19 protein-coding genes and 1 tRNA gene are annotated in these 21,166 nt (G+C 64.0%); 9 read left to right on the top strand and 11 right to left on the bottom strand.

The window, feature by feature from the left end:
* Positions 1–35 precede the first annotated feature (35 nt).
* The 4 genes from C7401_RS36620 to C7401_RS36605 all read right to left on the bottom strand — a co-directional run bounded on the left by C7401_RS36620 (position 36) and on the right by C7401_RS36605 (position 4,206).
* Entirely contained in the window at positions 36–1,094 is a 1,059-nt protein-coding gene (locus tag C7401_RS36620) for a sulfate/molybdate ABC transporter ATP-binding protein (RefSeq protein ID WP_112176930.1), read from the bottom strand.
* Between the two features lies 1 nt (position 1,095).
* Positions 1,096–2,082, bottom strand: a complete 987-nt coding sequence (gene cysW, locus C7401_RS36615; protein WP_112176929.1) for a sulfate ABC transporter permease subunit CysW — start codon at positions 2,080–2,082, stop codon at positions 1,096–1,098.
* Entirely contained in the window at positions 2,079–2,990 is a 912-nt protein-coding gene (gene cysT / locus C7401_RS36610; protein ID WP_112176928.1) for a sulfate ABC transporter permease subunit CysT, read from the bottom strand. The genes cysW and cysT overlap by 4 nt, the downstream gene beginning before the upstream one ends.
* Positions 2,991–3,144: 154 nt before the next feature.
* A complete protein-coding gene (locus C7401_RS36605) occupies positions 3,145–4,206 on the bottom strand; it encodes a sulfate ABC transporter substrate-binding protein (RefSeq protein ID WP_112176927.1) in 1,062 nt (353 codons plus the stop codon).
* Between the two features lie 272 nt (positions 4,207–4,478).
* On the opposite strand from C7401_RS36605, the gene lexA reads away from it, so the two are divergent.
* The 3 genes from lexA (at position 4,479) to C7401_RS36590 (ending at position 6,362) form a co-directional block, all read left to right on the top strand.
* A complete protein-coding gene (gene lexA / locus C7401_RS36600; protein WP_112176926.1) occupies positions 4,479–5,129 on the top strand; it encodes a transcriptional repressor LexA in 651 nt (216 codons plus the stop codon).
* 43 nt (positions 5,130–5,172) lie between these two features.
* Positions 5,173–5,550 carry a hypothetical protein gene (locus C7401_RS36595; protein WP_112176925.1) on the top strand — a complete coding sequence of 126 codons (378 nt, stop codon included), beginning with the start codon at positions 5,173–5,175 and terminating at the stop codon, positions 5,548–5,550.
* Between the two features lie 137 nt (positions 5,551–5,687).
* Positions 5,688–6,362, top strand: a complete 675-nt coding sequence (locus C7401_RS36590; RefSeq protein WP_112176924.1) for a DUF2939 domain-containing protein — start codon at positions 5,688–5,690, stop codon at positions 6,360–6,362.
* Between the two features lie 116 nt (positions 6,363–6,478).
* Here the strand turns inward: C7401_RS36590 and C7401_RS36585 are convergent, their stop codons facing one another.
* Entirely contained in the window at positions 6,479–6,949 is a 471-nt protein-coding gene (locus C7401_RS36585) for a universal stress protein (RefSeq protein ID WP_112176923.1), read from the bottom strand.
* A 347-nt stretch (positions 6,950–7,296) separates the two neighbouring features.
* Here C7401_RS36585 and nodI point away from each other — a divergent pair, with 347 nt between their 5' ends.
* Together nodI and nodJ are read left to right on the top strand one after the other, a co-directional pair.
* Positions 7,297–8,211, top strand: coding sequence for a nodulation factor ABC transporter ATP-binding protein NodI (nodI, locus tag C7401_RS36580; protein WP_112176922.1), 915 nt, complete (start codon positions 7,297–7,299; stop codon positions 8,209–8,211).
* A 22-nt stretch (positions 8,212–8,233) separates the two neighbouring features.
* Positions 8,234–9,070: an ABC transporter permease gene (nodJ, locus tag C7401_RS36575; RefSeq protein ID WP_112176921.1), complete on the top strand. Its 837-nt coding sequence runs from the start codon at positions 8,234–8,236 to the stop codon at positions 9,068–9,070.
* 59 nt (positions 9,071–9,129) lie between these two features.
* Here nodJ and C7401_RS36570 read toward each other — a convergent pair whose 3' ends face one another.
* The 3 genes from C7401_RS36570 to C7401_RS36560 all read right to left on the bottom strand — a co-directional run bounded on the left by C7401_RS36570 (position 9,130) and on the right by C7401_RS36560 (position 12,004).
* The gene (locus tag C7401_RS36570; RefSeq protein ID WP_112176920.1) at positions 9,130–9,552 is read right to left on the bottom strand and encodes a hypothetical protein; all 423 of its coding nucleotides are present in this window, start codon (positions 9,550–9,552) and stop codon (positions 9,130–9,132) included.
* A gap of 113 nt (positions 9,553–9,665) precedes the next feature.
* Positions 9,666–10,727 carry a permease gene (locus C7401_RS36565; RefSeq protein ID WP_112176919.1) on the bottom strand — a complete coding sequence of 354 codons (1,062 nt, stop codon included), beginning with the start codon at positions 10,725–10,727 and terminating at the stop codon, positions 9,666–9,668.
* Between the two features lie 224 nt (positions 10,728–10,951).
* Positions 10,952–12,004 (bottom strand): NADP(H)-dependent aldo-keto reductase, encoded by a 1,053-nt coding sequence (locus C7401_RS36560; protein WP_112176994.1) that lies wholly within the window; start codon positions 12,002–12,004, stop codon positions 10,952–10,954.
* A gap of 202 nt (positions 12,005–12,206) precedes the next feature.
* On the opposite strand from C7401_RS36560, the gene C7401_RS36555 reads away from it, so the two are divergent.
* On the top strand, positions 12,207–12,449 hold the full coding sequence (locus C7401_RS36555) for a hypothetical protein (RefSeq protein ID WP_112176918.1): 243 nt from the start codon (positions 12,207–12,209) through the stop codon (positions 12,447–12,449).
* A gap of 129 nt (positions 12,450–12,578) precedes the next feature.
* Here C7401_RS36555 and C7401_RS36550 read toward each other — a convergent pair whose 3' ends face one another.
* The gene (locus C7401_RS36550) at positions 12,579–12,851 is read right to left on the bottom strand and encodes a hypothetical protein (RefSeq protein ID WP_112176917.1); all 273 of its coding nucleotides are present in this window, start codon (positions 12,849–12,851) and stop codon (positions 12,579–12,581) included.
* Between the two features lie 406 nt (positions 12,852–13,257).
* Between C7401_RS36550 and dusA the strand changes: the two genes are divergently transcribed.
* The 3 genes from dusA (at position 13,258) to C7401_RS36535 (ending at position 15,200) form a co-directional block, all read left to right on the top strand.
* The gene (gene dusA / locus C7401_RS36545; protein WP_112176916.1) at positions 13,258–14,259 is read left to right on the top strand and encodes a tRNA dihydrouridine(20/20a) synthase DusA; all 1,002 of its coding nucleotides are present in this window, start codon (positions 13,258–13,260) and stop codon (positions 14,257–14,259) included.
* Positions 14,260–14,348: 89 nt separating this feature from the next.
* Positions 14,349–14,424, top strand: a tRNA-His gene (locus C7401_RS36540).
* 167 nt (positions 14,425–14,591) lie between these two features.
* On the top strand, positions 14,592–15,200 hold the full coding sequence (locus C7401_RS36535; RefSeq protein ID WP_112176915.1) for a hypothetical protein: 609 nt from the start codon (positions 14,592–14,594) through the stop codon (positions 15,198–15,200).
* Between the two features lie 396 nt (positions 15,201–15,596).
* On the opposite strand, the gene C7401_RS45185 is transcribed toward C7401_RS36535, so the two are convergent.
* Both C7401_RS45185 and C7401_RS36530 read right to left on the bottom strand, forming a co-directional pair.
* Entirely contained in the window at positions 15,597–15,749 is a 153-nt protein-coding gene (locus C7401_RS45185) for a DUF6447 family protein (protein WP_181565785.1), read from the bottom strand.
* Between the two features lie 101 nt (positions 15,750–15,850).
* Positions 15,851–21,085, bottom strand: coding sequence for a beta strand repeat-containing protein (locus C7401_RS36530; protein WP_146758059.1), 5,235 nt, complete (start codon positions 21,083–21,085; stop codon positions 15,851–15,853).
* Positions 21,086–21,166: the final 81 nt, after the last annotated feature.

Here is a 21,166-nt window from a genome sequence, read left to right as displayed (position 1 = left end):
CTCATTGCGCGTGCTTTACGCCGCTTTCTATACCTTCATTGCGCGGGGAATACGCGCAGCCCGCGCGGCACCGCCGTCACGCCCTCGCCCACCGCCAGGCCGAGCGCGCGCCACGACTCGCGGTCGAGCTCGGCTTCCAGCGCACCGCCCGTGCGGCTTTCCAGCTCCACGCGCACCGAGCCGCCAAGCGTCACGACGCGGCGCACATCCACGACGATGCCGTCGCGATGGTCGCTCGCCTCGCGATGCAGCACGAGGTCGTGCGGCCGCACATAGGCGAGCGCCGGGCCTTCGAAGCTTGCGTGCACCGAGATCGGCTGCGCGGCGCCGTCGGCCACGAAGCCGCGCCCGTCCACGCGCCCGCGCAGCCGGTTCGCCGCGCCGAGGAATTCGTAGACGAAAGCAGTTTGCGGATGATCGTAGACGTCCTGCGGGCTGCCCACCTGCTCCACATGCCCGTGATTCATCACGACGATGCGGTCGGCCACTTCGAGCGCCTCTTCCTGGTCGTGCGTCACGAAGATCGTCGAGATGTGCAGGTCGTCGTGCAGGCGGCGCAGCCACGAGCGCAGTTCCTTGCGCACCTTGGCGTCCAGCGCGCCGAACGGCTCGTCGAGCAGCAGCACCTTCGGCTCCACGGCGAGCGCGCGAGCGAGTGCGATACGTTGACGCTGGCCGCCCGAAAGCTCGGACGGATAGCGCTGCGCGAGCCAGTCGAGCTGCACGAGCTTGAGCAGCTCATGCACCTTTTCGCGAATCACGGCTTCCGAGGGCCGCTCGTTGCGCGGCTTCACGCGCAGGCCGAACGCCACGTTCTCGAACACCGTCATGTGGCGAAAAAGCGCGTAATGCTGAAACACGAAGCCGACCTGACGCTCACGCGCCCCCACTTCGCCCACGTCCTGACCTTGCAGCACGACCTGGCCCGCATCAGCGTACTCGAGACCCGCGATCACGCGCAGCAGCGTGGTCTTGCCACAACCGGAGGGGCCGAGCAATGCGACGAGTTCGCCCGGCGGAAAGTCGAGCGAGACGTTGTCGAGGGCGGTGAAATCGCCGAAGCGCTTTTGCAGATTGCTGACGGTGATGCCCATGTTACTGCTCTCCCACTTGAATCGGTTGACGCGCGGCGCGCGGCGCGGCGGCAGCGGCTTGCGAGGGTTGCTGCGAAGCTTGTGCGTACGCGGCCGCAGGCGGCCCGGCGTGCGCGGGAACGTCGTCCGCGCCGCGCAGCTCGGCCGACAGGCGGCGCTCAGCGAGCAGCTTCAGGCCCAGCGTCACGAGCGCGAGCAACGCGAGCAGCGAGGCCACGGCGAACGCCGCCGCGAAGTTGTATTCGTTGTAGAGGATTTCCACATGCAGCGGCATCGTGTCGGTCTGGCCGCGAATATGGCCCGACACCACCGAAACCGCGCCGAACTCGCCCATCGCGCGCGCATTGCAAAGAATCACGCCGTACAGCAAGCCCCAGCGGATATTGGGCAGCGTCACGCGGCGGAACATCTGCCAGCCCGAGGCGCCCAGCACGTGCGCGGCCTCTTCCTCGTCGTTGCCTTGCGCCTGCATCAGCGGAATCAGTTCGCGCGCGACGAACGGGAACGTCACGAAGATCGTCGCGAGCACGATGCCGGGCACGGCGAAGATGATCTGCACGTTATGGTCTTCGAGCCACGGCCCGAGCCAGCCCTGCGCGCCGAACAGCAGCACGTAGATGAGGCCCGAGATCACGGGCGACACCGAGAACGGCAGGTCGATCAGCGTGGTGAGCAGCGCCTTGCCGCGAAACTCGAACTTCGCGATCGCCCACGAGGCGGCGAGGCCGAACGCCAGATTGAGCGGCACGGCGATCGCCGCGGTGATCAGCGTGAGCTTGATCGCGGCGAGCGCGTCGGGGTCGGCGAGCGACTCGAAATAGAAACCGATGCCCTTCGAGAGCGCCTGCCAGAACACGGCGACGAGCGGCACCACCAGAAACAGCGCGAGAAACACGAGCGAAACGCCGGTCAGGAGCCAGCGCACCCACGGCGCTTCGGTGACGGGGTCCGGCCGCCGGACGCTTCGTTGTTGCGGCAGCGTGCTCATTGCGCACCTCCGGCAATCGTTGCGCCCGCAACCGCATTCGGCGCACTGCCTGCCGACACACCCCGGCTCGTGCGGCGTTGCAGATACCACTGCAACGAATTGATGAGGAGCAGCATGACGAACGAGACGCAAAGCATGACCACGGCGAGCGCCGTGGCGCCCGCGTAGTCGTATTGTTCAAGCTTCGTGATGATGAGCAGCGACGTGATCTCCGACTTCATCGGCACATTGCCGGCGATGAAGATGACCGAGCCGTACTCGCCCAGCGCGCGCGCGAACGCGAGCGCGAAGCCGGTGAGGAGCGCCGGCAGCACCGAGGGCAGCACGACGCGGCGGAACGTGAGCCAGCGCGAGGCGCCCAGGCACGCGGCGGCCTCTTCCTGCTCGCGCTCGAAGTCCTCGAGCACGGGCTGCACCGTGCGCACGACAAACGGCAAGCCGATGAACGTGAGCGCGACGAGCACGCCGAGCGGCGTGAACGCGACCTTCAAGCCGAGCGGTTGCAGGTACTGGCCGATCCAGCCATTGCCCGCATACACGGCGGCCAGCGAAATGCCAGCCACGGAGGTGGGCAGCGCGAACGGCAGGTCGACGAGCGCGTCGATCACGCGCTTGAACGGGAACGTGTAGCGCACCAGCACCCACGCGAGCAGGAAACCGAACGCCGCGTTGATCAGCGCCGCGCCGAGCGCCGCCGTGAACGTGAGCCGGTACGACGCGATCACGCGCGGCGACCACACGGCACGCACGAACTGGCTCCAGTCGAGCGTGGCCGTCTTGAGGAAGGTGGCGGCAAGCGGAATGAGCACCACGAGGCTCAGGTAAGCCACCGTGATGCCGAGCGTTATGCCGAAGCCCGGCAGCGCGCTGGGCTTGCGTAATCGAAACGTCGATTGAAACGTCGTCATGCTCATCGTCCAGACATGGGTTGCGCGCTTCCTGTGCTCCAGAGCGGCGCCGAAAAGCGCGCCCTTGGGCGCGCTTCATTGTTATGCGGTCGAGTTGTTGCCGGATCCCGACCGGTACTGCGTTACTCGCTAACTGCGTGCCTAACTGCGTGCCTTACTGCGGCTGGTAGATCGAGTCGAACACGCCGCCATCTGCGAAATGCGTCTTCTGCGCGTTGGTCCAGCCGCCGAACGTGTCGTCCACCGTGTAGAGCTTCAGCTTCGGAAACTTCGCGGTGAGCGCAGCCGGCACCTTGTTCGAACGCGGACGGTAGAAGTTCTTCGCCGCGATCTCCTGGCCCTCTTCGCTATAGAGGAACTGCAAGTACGCTTCGGCCTGCTTGCGCGTGCCCTTCTTGTCGACGACCTTGTCCACCACGGCGACCGGCGGCTCAGCCAGAATGCTCACCGAAGGCACTACGATCTCGAACTTCTCCGGGCCGAACTCCTTGAGCGAGAGGAACGCTTCGTTTTCCCATGCGATCAGCACGTCGCCGATATCGCGCTGCACGAAGCTCGTCGTCGCGCCGCGCGCGCCCGAATCGAGCACGCCCGCATTCTTGTAGAGCTTCGTGACGAACTCCTTCGCCTTCTGCTCGTTGCCGCCCGGCTGGTGCAGCGCATACGCCCACGCCGCGAGATAGTTCCAGCGCGCGCCACCCGAGGTCTTCGGATTCGGCGTGACGATCGACACGCCCGGCTTGGTCAGGTCGTCCCAGTCCTTGATGTGCTTGGGGTTGCCCTTGCGCACGAGGAACACGATGGTCGACGTGTACGGCGACGCGTTGTCGGGCAGGCGCTTTTGCCAGTCCTTCGCGACGATGCCCTTGTTGGCGAGCGCGTCGATGTCCCAGGCGAGCGCCAGCGTCACGACATCGGCTTGCAGGCCGTCGAGCACCGAGCGCGCCTGCGCGCCCGAGCCGCCGTGCGACTGCTTGATGGTGAGCGTTTCGCCCGTTTTGGCCTTCCACTGCTTGATGAAGGCCTCGTTGATGTCCTGGTACAGCTCGCGGGTCGGATCGTAGGAGACGTTGAGCAGCGACGTATCCGCGTGAGCCGTTGCGGGCGCCATCGCCGCGATGCCCGCGAACGACGCCGCGAGAGGCGCCACGCCGATCACCAGTTTTGCCGCCAGCGTCTTCAGCCAGCCCCCGCGCCCCGTATTGGTCGTGCCCATCTATCTGTTCTCCGTTCTCGTGTGTGGTTTTCAGCTATCGATGGAGGCCAGTCTAGCGATCCGCTTACATCATTAAAAATAATGTTTCTTCATTCTTTAATACGCAAAAGTGGTAAGGGCAGAGGAAGTCGCTGTCACAGCACGATTTCGTCCGTGTCAACGCGGGAAAACGGCGTCATGGCAACGCCCGGATGACGAACTTCAAGTAACACTTGAAAAGCGGCGAATACTGTATAAAAATACAGTTACCTGTTCAAACATACAGTGGCGCCATGACCAAACTCACCGCACGACAGCAGCAGGTTTTCGATCTGGTTCGCCGGGCGATCGAGCGCACGGGCTTCCCGCCCACACGCGCCGAAATCGCGGCGGAACTCGGCTTCAGCTCGGCCAACTCGGCCGAGGAGCACCTGCGCGCACTGGCGCGCAAGGGCGTGATCGAACTGGCTGCGGGCGCCTCGCGCGGCATCCGCCTCATGCCGGGGCCCGACGACCTGCCGCACCAGTTCACGCTGCCGCACGCCAGCATCATGCAGCTCTCGCTGCCGCTCGTCGGCCGGGTCGCGGCGGGCAGCCCGATCCTCGCGCAGGAGCACATCTCGCAGAACTACATGTGCGACCCGGCGCTGTTCTCGAGCCGCCCCGACTATCTCCTGAAGGTGCGCGGCCTCTCCATGCGCGACGCCGGCATATTCGACGGCGACCTGCTCGCCGTGCAGAAGAAAAGCGAGGCAAAAGACGGCCAGATCATCGTGGCGCGGCTGGGCGACGACGTCACCGTCAAACGCCTGAAGCGCCGCCCGAACGGCGTCGAGCTGATCGCCGAGAACCCCGACTACGAGAACATTTTCGTCGAGGCCGGCAGCGCGGATTTCGCGCTGGAAGGCATTGCAGTCGGCCTGATTCGCCCTACCGAATTCTGATAAATCCGCTTGCGCGCCCTGCGCGCATTCTCTGGAGAGAGCCATGGAACGCCTTGCCCGCTTGCTGCCCTTCCGTCAATTCGGCCGTCTGCGCCACCTGCGTGGAGTCGCCTCGTGCGCGGTTCGCGAAGTGCGCGCCACAACCGCCGCACTGAACGGCTCGCTCTTCGAAGACACCCCCGAGATGGTGGCGGCCAGCACGGCCGACCTGCCCGCACTGCCCTCGGCGCAACCGGCGTTCGCGCGCGTCTCGCTCAACAGCACGATCAACACCGAGCAGCCCATGCGCCGGGCGCCCGTGCGCGTCTACCAGGGCCCGTCGCGGCTCATCCTGGTCGGTACGGTGGACGCCGTATGCCGCGCGATCGACCGCTGCATCGCCGAGCAGCAAAGCGATCTGCCTGGGGCGCTCGCGAAATAAGCGCTCACCCGGCGCCACAAGGCAATAAGCGGCAACAAGGGACAGCAAGGCCTTTCTGACGTAAAAAGGGACAGTGTCGGGGATCGTTTTCGCCGGATTGCGGTCAACACCGTGTTTGAACGATTTGTCCGAATTTGATGACGGAATCCCTGACGCCCCCACGTAAATCCCGAGACTGGAAGAAGCCCGTCGCCATCACGGTCGCGGTTGCCGTGTTCGTGGCCGCGCTCGGCTACGCCTACGCGTCGCCCTATATCGCGGTGAATCGCATGAAGGCTGCGGCCGACGCGCGCGACGCCGCCACGCTCAATCAGTACGTCGATTACCCGGCGCTACGCGTGAGCCTCAAGCAGCAGGTTGGCGAAATGCTGCGAGAGCGCATTCATGCGGAGCACAGCAGTAATCCGCTGCTGATTCTCGGCGCCGTGATCGGTGCGGCGCTGATCGGGCCGCTCGTGGATGCCTATGCCACGCCGGAGGGCGTCGCCGCGCTGCTGAGCGGCATGCCGCCCACGGGCAAGCCCGGCGAGCGTCCTCACGCGCCGCCGCCGCAGGAGGCGGGTTCGCAGTCGGCCCCCGCTTCCGCAGCCGCCCCGGCCTCCCCGCCCGCCCAGGCGGCTTCAGACAATCCCGCGCCCGAAGCGCGGCCGGTCACCACGGCGGGCTATCGCAGCCTCAACGAGTTCGCGCTCACGTGGGATCGCAGCGCCACGGGCGAGCACTATGCCGCCATCTTGCAGCGTCATGGACTCTTCTCGTGGAAGCTCGCGTCGGTCGAGTTGAACAAGGGCAACGCCCCGAACCCGAACTGACCTGAACCACGGACCGGCACGCATGTGATGCGCCGCCGGGCCGGTTCGCGCCTGGCGGGCCCGCCGATCTCCCGATCGTCCGGGCCCGTGCTCGCGCTTTCCAGGTTTTCCGCGCGCTAGGCTGCGGCGGCTTGCTGCTTTTCCTCGGCGGCCGACGAGCACGCCACCAGAATGCTGCACGACACGCGGTCGAGCAGCGGCGTATTGCCCGCGCCCATCCACCAGCGCGAGAGCCCGGTGCGGCAGCGATGTCCCACGACCACGAGGTCGACCTGGAGCTCGTTGGCCAGGTTCGCGATTTCGTCGATCGGATGCCCGAACGCGAAATGCCCCTGGGCGTGCACGCCACGCTCGGTCAGCCAGTCAACGCCCTCCTGAAGGATTTCGCGGGCCGTTTCCTCAAAGCGGCCGCAGGCCACATCGGTGAGCAGGCCGGCGCTCTGGGCAATGGTCGAGCGCATGTCGACGACCGAGAGCAAGTGCGTTTCCGCTTGCAGATCGAGCGCAAGATCAGCGCCGCAACGCAATGCCTTGCGGCCTTCGCGCGAGCCGTCGTAACACAGCAGGATTTTTTTGTAGCTCGCCATATCGCTTCTCCCCGCCCGCGTGATTTGCAGGCTGTGCGATTCTCATGATGGTGCGCCGCAATTGCGCACGCAAGGGCTGGAAAACGCCAGGACGCCATCGTTAAGCGCCAGGCGTGCGGTACGTCACGCATGAATCTTGCGCGCCGCCAATGATTGCCGCGACAAGCATTCATGGCAAGCAGCGTTGAACCGGGCATCAGAGCGCCGCCCACCCGACTCAGGGCAATGCACTAGAATAGGCCGCCTCGTTTCGTGCGATATTTTTCTTGCGCATTTCGTTCGCTCTTGCGCCCGATTCGCGCGACGCTCGTCCGACTCACGCACATCGACACACGCTCAACCGGTCCATGCCCGCACCCGCCATCGAATTCGAGCAGGTCATCAAACACTACGGAGACAGGACGGTCGTCAACGGTCTGTCATTCGACGTCGTCCCCGGCGAATGTTTCGGGCTGCTCGGCCCGAACGGCGCGGGGAAGACCACCACGCTGCGCATGCTGCTCGGCATCGTGTCTCCCGATGCGGGGCGCATCAGCCTGTGCGGCGAGCCCGTGCCGGCGCGCGCGCGCCACGCCCGCCGGCGCGTGGGCGTCGTGCCGCAGTTCGACAACCTCGACCCTGACTTCACCGTGCGCGAGAACCTCCTCGTGTTCGGCCGCTACTTCGGCTTGTCCGCGCGCGAAACGAAAGCGCTCGTCGCGCCGCTGCTCGAATTCGCACGCCTCGAAAGCAAGGCCGACGCGCGCGTGGGCGAACTCTCCGGCGGCATGCGCCGTCGCCTCACGCTCGCGCGCGCGCTCGTCAACGACCCCGACGTGCTCGTGATGGACGAGCCCACCACGGGCCTCGACCCGCAGGCGCGCCATCTGATCTGGGAGCGCCTGCGCTCGCTGCTCGCGCGCGGCAAGACGATTCTGCTCACCACGCATTTCATGGAGGAAGCCGAGCGGCTCTGCAATCGCGTGTGCGTGATCGAGGAAGGCCGCAAGATCGCCGAGGGCGCGCCCAAGGCGCTGATCGAATCGGAGATCGGCTGCGACGTGATCGAGGTATATGGCCCGGACCCGGCCGCGCTGCGCGACGAACTCGCGGAGGACGCAAAGCGCACGGAGATCAGCGGCGAGACACTGTTCTGCTACGTCGACGACCCCGCGCCCGTGCATGCGAAACTGCGTCATCGGTCGGACCTGCGTTACCTGCACCGGCCCGCGAATCTCGAAGACGTGTTCCTGCGGCTCACGGGCCGCGAGATGCAGGACTAAAGCGGCCGCACAAGAAAAAACCATGCAGACACGCACCAACGACCCGACGCCCGCACGCCCCGCGCACGCGCTTATTCGCGAACCGCGCGCGGCGCTGCCCTCGAACGCCACGCACTGGATGGCCGTGTGGCGACGCAACTATCTCGTGTGGCGCAAGCTCGCGATCGCCTCGATGTTCGGCAATCTCGCCGACCCGATGATCTACCTGTTCGGTCTCGGCTTCGGTCTCGGGCTGATGGTCGGGCACGTGGACGGCGTCTCGTACATCGCGTTTCTCGCGGCGGGCACGGTGTCGTCTTCGGTGATGATGTCGGCGAGCTTCGAATCGATGTACTCGGGCTTCTCGCGCATGCACGTGCAACGCACGTGGGAAGCGATCATGCATACGCCGCTGTCACTCGGCGACGTGGTGCTGGGCGAGGTCATGTGGGCCGCGAGCAAGTCGATGCTCTCCGGCGCAGCGATCATGCTGGTGGCGGGGCTGCTCGGCTACGCGAGCTTTCCTTCGATGCTGCTCGCGCTGCCCGTGATCGCACTCGCGGGCCTGGCGTTCGCGAGCTGCGCGATGATCGTGACGGCGCTCGCGCCGTCCTACGACTTCTTCATGTTCTATCAAACACTGGTGCTCACGCCCATGCTGCTGCTCTCGGGCGTGTTCTTTCCGATCGCCCAGTTGCCCGCCGCCGCGCAGCACATCACGTTGATGCTGCCGCTCGCGCACGCCGTGGCGCTGATCCGCCCCGCCATGCTCGACCGGCCTGTCGAGCAGGCCGGCCTGCACTTGCTCGTGCTCGTGATCTACGTTGTGGTGCCGTTCGCGATTGCCTCGGTGCTGTTCCGCCGGCGCATGATGCGTTGAAACGCTATTGAACGACACCGCGCGACGCCGCGCGGCATCGAACAACCACCACGCGGCGCTCAGTCTTCGTCGTCGCCCCAGGGAATATCGACGTCCGAAATAAACGCGACCGTCGCGAACGGACCGCCTTCCTGGCGGCCGATCTTGCCGTCGGCGCGATGCCACTCCACGCGGAACATCGTCGATTGCGTCTGGGCGAGCAGACGCACCGTGCGGATCTCTTCAGGGTCCGAGTCTTCCACCGGGCCGTCGAGCGACACCAGCAGCGACTGCGGCCAGAGGCCGTCGGCCGGATCGTAGATGCGATCGCCGTCGGGGATCGACGTGTGCGCCTCGACGCCAATGGTCGCCGACGCCTCGACGATCATCTTGCCGAGCGCGCGCAGCACCGCCGTCGCGCGCGCCGAATTGGCCTGGCGAATGGCGAGATCGCCGCGCGTGAGCGCCTGTTCGAGCTTCGGATTGGTTTTTTGCTGTGCCATGCTGGTTTTCGGGCCGAGGCCCGCTCCTTGGCGAACGGCGAACCGTCCGCGTATTACCTTGAATGCCCGCGCCCCGATGAATGGCGCTTGCCTGCCATGCCGCGCGGGTCGCGCTAGAACCCCAGAGCCACGGTCGCGAGCCCCCCGACGATCCCGAACAAGACGACCGTCGTACCGACGATCGCGAGCATGCGCGGCCGGAACGAGCCCGCCAGCATCGCGAACGACGGCACGCTCACGGGCGGCAACGTCATCAGGAGCGCGCCGGCCGGGCCCACGCCCATGCCGAGTGCGAGCATCGCCTGGATGATGGGCACTTCCCCGGCCGTGGGAATCACGAACAACATGCCGACAAAAGCGAACGTGATGATCCAGCCAAGACTGCTCGTGACTTCCGGGCCGATATGCGGAAAGAGCCACGCACGCGCGGCGCCGAGCAGCAGCACGAGCACGATGTACTCGGGCACGAGCCGCACGGCCATGCGCGTAAAGATGCGCAGCCAGCGCACGAAGACATTACCGCCTTCGGCCTGCTGCTGGGCGAGCTGCGCGAGACGGTCGTCGGCGGAGCGGGCTTCTTCGGGCGTGACGAGCCGGTTGCAGAGCCAGCCAAGGCCGAACACCATCAACAGGCCCAGCGTGAGGCGCAGCGCACTCCACTGCCAGCCGAGCACGAAGCCCATGAAAACGAGCGTGGCGGGATTGAGCACGGAGTTGCCGAGCCAGAATGCGATCGCCCCGCCCGCCGATGCATTGCGCGCGCGCAGGCCCACGACCACGGGCGCGGCGCAGCAGGTGCACATCATGCCGGGCACGGCGAGCAGCCCGCCCGCCGCGACGCTGCCGAAGCCGCGCCGGCCGAGCACGCGCGCGACCCACTGCACGGGCAACAACGCCTGCACGGCGGAGCCGAGCAGCAGGCCGAGCACCATGGCCTGCCAGATCGCCTTGCCATAGGCGAAGGCGTAATCGAGCGCGGCGGCGAACGACGGCTCGGGCGCGGTGGACGCGCCCCCCATCAGGATCGATTTGCCGATGGAATGCGTTTCCTCAGCCGTGAATGCGCGGTGATAGTACGGAAACCACTTCACGTAGAAGAGTCCGGCCACCGCCAGCAGAATGAAAATGGGCCAGCCGTACGACGGGGGCGATTGAGCGGGACGTGCGCTCGTCATTGTGAAGTTTCTCCGAATTCAGACTGGGTCCAGGCTACCGGCCGGGGCGCACGCCCGCACAGCGCGCGACGCGTGATAGCGCCCCGGGCGGCGCATGCTGGATCGTAGTGTATGCCTTGCTAATCGCCAACGACTTTGGTGCAAAGCCGTCGGCGGAGCGCCTTCGGCGGGGCGAACCCGGCGCGGCCCGCGAAGACGCCAGGCGCCGGGCCCCGCGCGCGCGTTCAGGGGGCCGGATTCGGCTGCTGCTCGTGAAGCGCATCGATCTGCGCGAGCAGTTCGGGCGAGAGCTTCACGTCGGCGCTACCGATATTTTCCTTCAACTGATCGAGCGAGGTCGCGCCGATCAGGTTGCTCGTGACGAACGGCCGGCTGTTGACGAACGCCAGCGCAAATTGCGCGGGCGTGTAGCCGTGTTCCCTCGCCAGCGCCACATAGCGCGAGGTCGCGGCCACCGCTTCAGGCTTGCTGTAGCGCTTGAAGCGCTCGAACTTCGTGATGCGCGCGCCTTCCGGCCGTGCCCCGCCCTCGTACTTGCCCGAGAGCCAGCCGAATGCGAGCGGCGAATAGGCGAGCAGCCCCACGCCCTCGCGGTGCGTGAACTCCGACAGGCCGCTCTCGAACGTGCGGTTGAGCAGGCTATACGGATTCTGGATGCTCACGATGCGCGGCAGCCCGAGCTTTTCGGCGGCGCGCAGGAATTGCGCCACGCCCCACGGCGTTTCATTCGACACGCCGATACGGCGAATCTTGCCTGCCTTCACGAAGTCCGCGAGCACGCTGAGCGTTTCCTCGATCGGCACCGTATAGGCGTCGTCGATATACGGATAGACGTTGCGGCCGAACGTCATCGTGCTGCGGTCGGGCCAGTGCAGTTGATACAGATCGACGTAGTCGGTCTGGAGACGCTTGAGGCTGCCATCGAGCGCCTCGGTCAGGTTCTTGCGGTCGAACTGGTTTTGCGGCCCGCGAATGTGCTGCGGATTGTGCGGCTGGCGCGCCGGTCCGGTCATCTTCGTGGCAAGCACGAAGCTTTCACGCTTCGAGCGGTGCCGGGCGAGCCACGTCCCGATGAAGCGCTCGGTCTGGCCCTGCGTCTCGGGGCGCGGCGGCACGGGGTACATCTCAGCGGCGTCGATGAGCGTGACGCCGTGATCGAGCGCGTAGTCGATCTGCTCGTGCGCCTCGTGCTCCGTGTTCTGCTCGCCCCACGTCATCGTGCCGAGCCCGATCAGGCTCACCTTGAGGTCGGTATCGCCGAGTGTGCGGTGTTCCATCGAAAGGTTGTCCATCAGTGCGGTTGGGGAAACGGCGAAACTACCACGGCGCCGGAAATTTTTCAGGAGATGCCGAATTCGCTGCATGTCCCGGGACGCCGGCATCTCGCGCAGCTTCGCGGGCAGGATGGCGGCCCACCACGGCGCCGCTCGCGCGAAGACATGCCAGAATCCGCACAGGTGCCCACGAGGAGAATTCGGCATGGAAAACCGACGCAGCTACGAGTACATGGGGTTCAACATGACAGCGGGCGTGGACGGCGACCACGAAGCCGGCTTCTTCGTCTCGACGCAGACGATCCACAGCCTCACCGGCAGCGAGAGCGGCGCCGTGCCCGTGGATGGCATCGCCGCCGGCCGCTTCCCCACCCAGGACAACGCGTTCGACGCCGCGTTCGACCGCATGCGCGAGGCGATCGACCAGCGCGTGCGCGCCGCCTCCTGAACAACGCCCCTCAAGGCGGCGGACCCAGGCGGGACAAAAACGGACCCAAAACGCAAAAAGCCGGACGTCTTGACGACATCCGGCTTTCCCGCCGCCTGGGGGCAGGCGGCGCGGCGACTTCAGCGTGACTTACTGGCCGAAGTAGACCGATTGCGAGGCCGCGGCCTTCACGTGGCTGCCCGACTGCGAAGCCGAGCCGGCGACGCCGCCGTAAGCCGTCTGGCCGCCTTGTTCCTGCGCGCGCTCGACAGCGACGGTCTGGGCGCTCTGGCCACGCTGCGAAGCGGGTGCGCCGACGTCCGGGCGATAGAACGGTGCCGGGCCGTAGCCGCTGGCGAACGCCGGAGCGGCAACAGAAGCGGTGGCTGCGACCAGCAGCGCTGCGATCAGTTTGGTCTTCATGGTGGACTCCAATATCAGGTTCAATTGCGGATCGGGATGGCGCCGCGCCTGGGAGGTCTCAACCCATGAGCTGCGTCAACGGAACCTAGTGTATACACCTACTATTGGAAAATAATCGCGATAATCCGAATTTACTATTCTGCATTCGGAAACAATCGCGTCAGTCAATCCTGACGGGGCTGAGCGACGAACAGACCCTAAAAGCAGCGTCCAAAAAATTTGCGCGACGCACAAAACGGACGCCGAATTACATAACGACGGCAGGGTCTTTCGGACACGGAACGCCCTCTGGAAGCGCTTCCGGCTCTGCAACCGGCAAATTGGCGCAGCGCGCAAAGGGCCGCAATGGCGCGCCGCACATGCGGTAAAATGCAAGGTTGTTCCACGTTCGCAGCCACTTATCGCCATGTCCGCCAACCGTCAAGCCAGCCCCCGCCGCGTATCCGTCGCGCCCATGATGGACTGGACGGACCGTCACTGCCGCTCACTGCACCGCTTCATCTCGCAGCACACGTGGCTCTATACGGAAATGGTGACGACCGGTGCCCTGCTCCACGGCGACGTGCCGCGCCACCTTGCCTTCACGCCCGCGGAAGCGCCGGTTGCGCTCCAGCTTGGCGGCAGCGAGCCCGCCGACCTCGCGCGCGCAGCGAAGCTCGGCGAACAGTGGGGTTACGACGAAATCAACCTGAATTGCGGCTGCCCTTCCGAGCGCGTGCAGCGCGGCGCGTTCGGCGCGTGCCTGATGAAGGAGCCGCAGCTCGTGGCGGACTGCGTGAAGGCGATGCGCGACGTCGTCACGGTGCCGGTCACGGTCAAGCACCGCATTGGCGTCGACACCATCGAGGATTATGCGTTCGTGCGGGATTTCGTCGGCACGATTGCCGATGCGGGCTGCGAGGTTTTCATCGTGCACGCGCGCAACGCGATCCTGAAGGGACTGAGCCCGAAGGAAAACCGCGAGATTCCGCCGCTCAAGTACGACTACGCGTACCAGCTCAAGCGCGACTTTCCGCATCTCGAGATCATCATCAACGGCGGCATCAAGACGCTCGATGAAGTGGAGCAGCATCTGCAACACGTCGATGGCGTGATGCTCGGCCGCGAGGCGTACCACAACCCCTATGTGCTCGCCGATGTCGACGCGCGCTTCTACGGCGCAACCGATGCCCCGCTCACGCGCGAAGAGGTGGAAGCGAAGCTCATCGAATACTGCGCGAGCGAAATCGCGCGCGGCCAGTTCCTGGGTGCGATTACGCGCCATGCGCTGGGGCTTTATCGCGGCGTGGCCGGTGCGCGCGGCTGGCGACGCGTGCTGTCGGATAGCCGCGAGCTGGCCAAGGCCGACCTGGCTATCTTCGACGCTGCCCGCCAGCATCTACGCGTTCCGGATGAAATTTTTGAATAAAGGGCTAGGCAATCCGGCAATGGTGTGTATATAATCTTGCTTCTTGATTGACGCCGCTCACAAAGCAGCGCCGGTTAGGAAAAACAGCGGTGGCTGTAGCTCAGTTGGTAGAGTCCAGGATTGTGATTCCTGTCGTCGTGGGTTCGAGTCCCATCAGCCACCCCAAGAATTCTTTATAAAACAGGCACTTCGGTGCCTGTTTTATTTTCAGGATGCGAAATTCGGAACGGAAATCAGAATTTCGGAATTGAGCCCGCACATTGTTGCGGGCTTTTTTGCGTCTGGATTGACCTGTCTATTCATGTTCTTGCGCCCTCTCGGAAGGAGTCACTGTGGGCAAAAAGCTAGACGCCGCTCGGCGCGAACTGGATCTCGCGAGGTCTGCTTTGGCAAAGATGGAAACGGCCAGTGACGTCGAAGAATTCGACCTTCAGTGGAAGGAGGTCCTGGGCAGGTTGACAAGGCTCTGGAATAAAACGCAGGCCTCACTCAAAGGCGATCCGCGGTTCACGAATGCGCCGCAAGTAAAGGCCGTCCAATCGGATCTGAAGAGCGACCCGCTCGTTCAATATCTAGCGCGAGCCCGCGATGCCGACGAGCACAGGAGCGAGGACATAACCGGAAAAATCGAAGCGGGAGTGCGTTTCGAGTTCGACACGCCGAAAGGCAAGCTCTTCATGCGTGCGCCCAATATCACCCTGGACGACGGCACTGAGCTGAAGGCTACAGTCAGAGGTGCTTCCCGCGAGTATTTCGCCCCAGCAGAAGTCTATGCCGTGACGGTAAATCATCGAGGGAAAGCTTATGCCCCGCCAAACTCCCACGCGGGGCGCGCGCTCGAAGACATGAGGCCAATCACTCTCGCTCGCCTTGGAATCGAATACTATGAACGCTTCCTGGAGAGTATGGCGCGAGACGGATGGGACGTCGACGTGAAGTGAGTCGAAGCCGGAAGAGCGGACAGGTTAATAGCCTATCCGGGGTTCGAAACCCCGTCTCTCCGCCACAGTATTTAAAAGGCCTCCAGCGCAGAGGCCTTTTTGTTTTGGGTGATTCAAACGGTATTGGGTGATTCGCGCGCCAACCGTGAACCCTTGTCGCGCCTGAAATGCGGCGTTTACCGGCCCTATTCGCCTCATAGGTTGCGGCGACTGCGAATCCATGAACGCGTATGAGAGCACCGATGCCTCGGGAGGTGTTGACGTCAGCACAGGTGACGGTGCTGGCAAATACTTGCGGTGATACAAATCACATCTGCCTACACGCGCACTGCACCCTTGGTTCAGCAGCCCGGGTGCCAAAGATCTCCGTGCGAGACCACAGCCGAAAGCTCTTTTTTAACACCCGCGCGCGGGCGTCGCGATGGCCAGTTGCGCTTGCAAGCGCCGGATTTCAGCGTCAGCCGCCTGCACGTTCGCGAGTTGCGGCTTCGCGGCCTCGCTCAGGGCGGTGAGACCGTAAGCGATGTCGTCGATGATGATCGTGCTCATTTTCGGACATTCACAACGTTTGGTGCCTATTTGAAAAAACCCCGCCCCTCTTGCGAGGGAGCGGGGTTTGAGAGACTACTGCGCTACTTGTCTACTAACACTTAGACGCTGAAGTGCTGGCCTGCGCTGATGGTCGCGTGCACGGCACCGCTGCTGAAGGTAGCGCCGCTTGCCGAAGCACCGGTCAGCTCGATCACAACATCGTTCGCGCCAAGTGCCGAGTGAGCAGCTGCCGCGTTCGTGTTGTTGACCGCTTCCACCACATACGTGTTGCCAGCGTACTGGAACGTCGTGATAAGACCGGTGTTCGCATTCAGCTCGATCACCCCATTGACAACCGTGGTGTGATGCGTGCCGATGGACTGCTGGTCGAGCACGAGAGCTTGCTTGACCGCCAGATCCAGTGCCTGCGACAACGACGTCGCCGAAGAGACGTTCACGAGCGAATCCGCCAGGTTGCCCGTGTTCGAAGCCAGATACTCGTTCGTCGCATTGCCGAACGTCACGTTCACTTGAGCGGCGTCCGCCAAGACAGCGTTGACCGTCGTCAGAGCAAAGTTGCCAGTCGACGTTGCACCCGTCACGTCACCCGTCACGCTCAGGTTCAGTTGCCCGTCAAACGAGTGATTTGCCGAACCGAGATTCACCGTCGAGCTGCCGCCGAGCCACACGTTGTCCGTCACGGTATTGGCACCGCTGAGCGTCACGGTATCACCGTGGCCGAGCGCGGTAGTCAGCGTCCCGCTCGTGCTGTTGTACGTGCCACCAAGGTTCACGAGAGCCGTGTTATCGCTTGCGATGGTGATGGTGTCACCAGCGCCCGCTGCCTGGATCACGTGCGACGAACCAGAGAGGTTCAGCGAGATCACGTCAGCCGCACCGTTTGCGGTGAGCGAAACCGCACCGACTGCTGCTGCCGTCGACGAACCAACGGTGATCGTATCGGCCGCGCCGTTCGCCGTGATCGCGTCGCCACCCGTCGCACCGAGGATCGTCAGGCCAGCTTGCGAAGCCGTCAACGTCAGCGTGCCGCTCACGTGGCTTGCGTCGAACGACTTGAGCGCCGTATCGGTGAGGCTGTCGATTTCGAGCGAACCCGTACCCGTAGCCGTGATGCTTGCAACGGTGTTGGTTGCGTCGACGAACGACTTGATCACGTCCGAACCGGTCGTGCTCGTCTGGATCGCCAGTGCGTTGTCGCCGCTCACCGTCAGGCTACCGATGGTGTTAGCTGCGTCAAACACGAGGCTCAGGCTGTCCGAACCCGACGTACCGAGTTGAGCCGTCGAGACAGCAACGTTGGTCAGATCGGCTGCGCCAACTGCACCGATTTCCAGAACAGCCGATGCGGCCAGATTCGCCAACGAGACCGAAGTCGCCGAGCCAACCGACGTCGTGTTCAGGACGGAACGCGCATAGCCGGTCTCGTCGTACGAGAGAGTCTTGGCGCCAACCGTTGCCACGTCGTTGAGGTTGGTGTCGGTCGCGACGGTGTTGGTCAGGACGATCGTGTTGCCCGCTGCCGTCGTACCGAAGCCTGCAACGCCCGTCACGCCGACCAGTTCGGTCACCGACGTGTCATGCAGCGTGTTGCCTTCTGCCGAAACGACGTACGTGTTGCCGCCTGCGACGAACGCGAGCACCGTGTCAGTACCGCTGTATGCAATAGATGCGATCGCTTGCGCTGCTGCGATCAGATCCGTTGCACTGAACTCGCTGATGTTGTGCGTACCGGCGCCACTGAAGGTCACGATGCCATTGGAAATCGTGTATGCCAGGCCAGCGATCGACGCGTTCTGCAATGCGGCGTTAGCCACGACGTTCACAGTGGTGCTCGACGAAACGACGGTCAGGCGGTCGGTCGTCTTCGCGCTCGAGGTGATCTCGAAGCCCTTCACGCCACCGGTCGAACCGTTGAACGTTGCGACGGTGTTTTCGCCGACAACCAGCGTGTCCACTGCCGAAGCCGATGCCGTGAGGTCCACGGTTTCCGAGCCGGCGCCGTAGGCGTTCGTCAGACCGGCAACCCAGCTACCACCTGCGCCGATGGTGATGACGCCGCCACCCGTGCCCGTGGTGATCACGTCGCTGTGCGCCGCATCCGCGCCGCCAGCAACGGTCAGCAGACCAGCGCCGCCCGTGACGGTCGAGCCGTTCGACGAGAGTTCCACGCCGCTCAGGTTGACTGCACCCGTAGCTGCCGAAGCGTCGACCTTCGTCACACCGGTCGCGAACGCGCCGAGGTTGTCGGTCTTCAGCGTCAGGGCGATGTTAGCGTCGCCGTTCAGGACGATGCTCGTCGCGCCCGTGTCGCCGATCGTCACGGTGTTCAGGCTCTTCGCAGCGCCTTCGCTCGTGATGTTCAGCGTTTCGATGCCGGTCGTCGCAACGGTGGTCGTCACGCCGTTCGAACCTGCTGCGCCGTCCACGCCAACCGTCAGGGACAGAGCGTCCTTGGAACCGGTCGAGTTAGCCAGCAGGTAGTTGACGATCGACGCGCCGCCTTGCGAAGCCGTGACGTCAAGCGTCGTGCCCGCAGCAACCTTCGTGAATGCCACGTCGCCTGCCGTCTGGCCGACTTGCAGAGCCGTGAAGCCCGAAGCGTCGTAGCTTGCGTCTGCCGGCGTGCCAGCGGAGCCAAGAACTGCCGGAGTCGGCGTGGTCGCGGTAGCGTCAATATCAGTCGGATCCGCGTTGGTCAGGGTCGTGTTGCTGATCGTGAACGCCGTGCCATCCGACGGACCAGTGATGACGATAGCCCCGGTCTGGAGCGCCACGCTGAAGCCGGTAAGGCCCGCTGCCAAAATCGCGCCAGCCAGCCCAGCGGCAACGTTCTGCACGGTTGTGTCAGCCGTAATGGGATACGAGATGACGTGCGGCGTAACCCCGACCGTGATGGTCACGGAGATCGACTCACCCACGACGTTGCTCACGTTGTAGTCATGGCCCTGCGAGAAGGTCAGGTTGGAAACCTGAGCCACTGCCGTCACAGCCGGCACGCCAGCCACATAGACCGAGCCAGTGTGGCTGTCCGACTTGGCGCTATCACCCAGTGCCAGCGTCGAGAAGCCGGTGATGTGTGCGTTGCTGCCCAACGCCGTATCGGTCGTTTGAGCTACGTAGTTCGCCACCAGCGTGTTGTTGCCAGCGCCACCCGAGATCGTGCTGTACGTCGTTTCGTCAGCGTGGAGCAGGCTGTTCGAATCGATCGTGACGACGTCGTTACCCGCGCCGCCCGTGAAGCTCGTCACGGTCGAATCGATTGCAACAGTGACTGCCCCCGTTGCCGCGCTCGCATTGATCGACGCCAGGTTCGTTGCGCCCGGAGAGTAGGTCAGGTTCAGCGCTGCGCTGTTGTTGAGCGTGACACTCGTCAGGTCGCTGCCCGCGTCGACGCCAAGCGTCAGTGCCGCCGTCGTGTTGACGGTGATGCTCTTTGCTGCGGTAACGTCGAGCAGAACCGCTCCCGATGCCACACCGTTGTCGGCAACCGTCACGGCGCCAGCCGTTGCGTCGGCAACCGTATCAAAGAGGAACAAGGAAGAGTTGACTGCGTCGCCGCCAAGCGTCAGCGCCAGATCGTGGCCTGCCGTGGCGTTGTTCACAGTGTATACCGCACCACCGATCGAACCGTTGAGCACAGTCAGCGAAGTGAGAGCGTCCGAATTGATGCTGACGTTACCCTCGACGTGATCGAGAGAGACGTTCGACAGCGTGCTCACACCCTTCGACAGCTCGGTCTGGATGTCGGTGATGACTGCGTTCGTGCCACCCGTGATCGACACCGAGGTTGCACCATCGGTACCGACATTGACGCTACCCGTGCCGTACAGATTCGATGCGCCAGCTGCCGACGTACCTGCCTTCGACTCGTTGACGATCGTCACGTTGCCCGAAGCGTAGTCGCTGGCGTTCTTGAGCGCGCCCGTGACCGAATCGATGTCTGCCGTCACGTTGCCGACATTGATGCTGCCCGAGGTGGCGGTGGTATTGATCGAAACGGTCGTGCCGCCAACGACAGTAAAACCATCGACGTTCGGGCCAACGAACGTGTCGTTGATCACAACTGCACCCGTCGTCGGGGCGGCAGCCGAGCCTACCGAGACGTTGCCACCAGTCGTGTTCACCGTGACATTGTCGCCGCCAACAACGTTGACTGCCGAGCGGCTCGCGAACTGGCCGCCGGTCTCGACAGCCGATTGCGTGACCGACACGTCGCCCGTGGCGCTTGCGCCTGCGTTATCGCTACCGACGATAACCGTGCCGCCTGCTGCGCTGACCGTCACGTCGGTGCCGCCGTAGACGCTCACGTTGCCGCTGGACGAATCCGTCACGTTGATCGTGCCGGTTGCTTCCGAACCTGCTGTGCCAGCCGCCGTGCCAACGGTCACGGAACCTGCGTTCGTCGTGACGTCGACGTTCGTGCCGCCGACTACGTTCACATATGCGTTGTAGTTGTTGATGCCGTTGATGCCATTGAAGGCAACCGAGGCCGTGTTGTTCACGGTAACCGTGCCGCTCGGCGCGGCAACAATGCTGCCGTTAACATTGCCGATCGTGACATAGTCACCCGCCGCAGTGACGTTGACATCCGTGCCACCGTAGATCTCAATGTCCTCAGCCCCTGCCGTATCCGTCACGGTGACCGTGCCGGTCGGATTTTGGCCTGCGATCAATGCACCATTGTTCGTGGAGGTACCACCGACGTAGACGCTGCCTGCGTTCGTCGTCACCGAGACGTTCGCGCCGCCCAGGATGTCGACTTCACCGTAGTAGCCCGTGTAGTCGCCGGTGCCAAAGTTGAACTGCTCGGCTTGAGCCTGGTTCACGTTCACCGTCACGTTGCCGGTCGGAGCGTAAACCACATTGTTTTCGATGTCACCAACCTGGACGTAACCGTTCTGGTCGCTATTGCCACCGGCGGAGGTGACCGTAACGTCCGTGCCGCCATAGATGTCGACCGTGCTACCCGTACCCGTCGCGTTGACCGTCACTGCGCCCGTCGGCTCCGATGCGGAGACTGCCGAACCGTTCGTGCCGATCTGGATAGTGCTGTTCTGGCCTGCATCGTTGACGGTAACGGTCGTGCCGCCAAAAACGGTAACGTTGCCGTTGTTTGCAGCGGTCACATTCACTGCGCCAACCGGATTCACGTTGGCGGTCGAGATGCTACCGACCGTGACGTTGCCAGCCGCGGTGTTCACCGTGACATTCTTGCCGCCTGCCGTCACAACGCTGCCCGACGTGGCGAGGTGCGAAACGTTGATGTCGGTCGTCGCTGCTGCCTTGACGTTATCCGGACCCGTACCTGCCGACTTGACCGTCAGGTTCGTCACGCCCGAGATATTCGACGTGTCGAACGATGCCGTACCGCCAGCGTTGCCGGCCGTTTGCAGAACAACGTTCTGGATGTTCGA

It is taken from the genome of Paraburkholderia unamae, assembly GCF_003268775.1.
Taxonomy (GTDB): Bacteria; Pseudomonadota; Gammaproteobacteria; order Burkholderiales; family Burkholderiaceae; genus Paraburkholderia; species Paraburkholderia unamae.
This window is presented reverse-complemented; position numbering and strand designations above follow the sequence as displayed.

Coding starts and splice junctions, on each gene's coding strand:
- C7401_RS36570 (WP_112176920.1), bottom strand. CDS start 9,552: ATGGCACAGCAAAAAACCAATCCGAAGCTCGAACAGGCGCTCACGCGC.
- C7401_RS45185 (WP_181565785.1), bottom strand. CDS start 15,749: ATGAGCACGATCATCATCGACGACATCGCTTACGGTCTCACCGCCCTG.
- dusA (WP_112176916.1), top strand. CDS start 13,258: ATGTCCGCCAACCGTCAAGCCAGCCCCCGCCGCGTATCCGTCGCGCCC.
- cysW (WP_112176929.1), bottom strand. CDS start 2,082: ATGAGCACGCTGCCGCAACAACGAAGCGTCCGGCGGCCGGACCCCGTC.
- C7401_RS36605 (WP_112176927.1), bottom strand. CDS start 4,206: ATGGGCACGACCAATACGGGGCGCGGGGGCTGGCTGAAGACGCTGGCG.
- cysT (WP_112176928.1), bottom strand. CDS start 2,990: ATGACGACGTTTCAATCGACGTTTCGATTACGCAAGCCCAGCGCGCTG.
- C7401_RS36550 (WP_112176917.1), bottom strand. CDS start 12,851: ATGAAGACCAAACTGATCGCAGCGCTGCTGGTCGCAGCCACCGCTTCT.
- C7401_RS36565 (WP_112176919.1), bottom strand. CDS start 10,727: ATGACGAGCGCACGTCCCGCTCAATCGCCCCCGTCGTACGGCTGGCCC.
- C7401_RS36560 (WP_112176994.1), bottom strand. CDS start 12,004: ATGGAACACCGCACACTCGGCGATACCGACCTCAAGGTGAGCCTGATC.
- nodJ (WP_112176921.1), top strand. CDS start 8,234: ATGCAGACACGCACCAACGACCCGACGCCCGCACGCCCCGCGCACGCG.
- lexA (WP_112176926.1), top strand. CDS start 4,479: ATGACCAAACTCACCGCACGACAGCAGCAGGTTTTCGATCTGGTTCGC.
- C7401_RS36595 (WP_112176925.1), top strand. CDS start 5,173: ATGGAACGCCTTGCCCGCTTGCTGCCCTTCCGTCAATTCGGCCGTCTG.
- nodI (WP_112176922.1), top strand. CDS start 7,297: ATGCCCGCACCCGCCATCGAATTCGAGCAGGTCATCAAACACTACGGA.
- C7401_RS36590 (WP_112176924.1), top strand. CDS start 5,688: ATGACGGAATCCCTGACGCCCCCACGTAAATCCCGAGACTGGAAGAAG.
- C7401_RS36620 (WP_112176930.1), bottom strand. CDS start 1,094: ATGGGCATCACCGTCAGCAATCTGCAAAAGCGCTTCGGCGATTTCACC.
- C7401_RS36555 (WP_112176918.1), top strand. CDS start 12,207: ATGGAAAACCGACGCAGCTACGAGTACATGGGGTTCAACATGACAGCG.
- C7401_RS36585 (WP_112176923.1), bottom strand. CDS start 6,949: ATGGCGAGCTACAAAAAAATCCTGCTGTGTTACGACGGCTCGCGCGAA.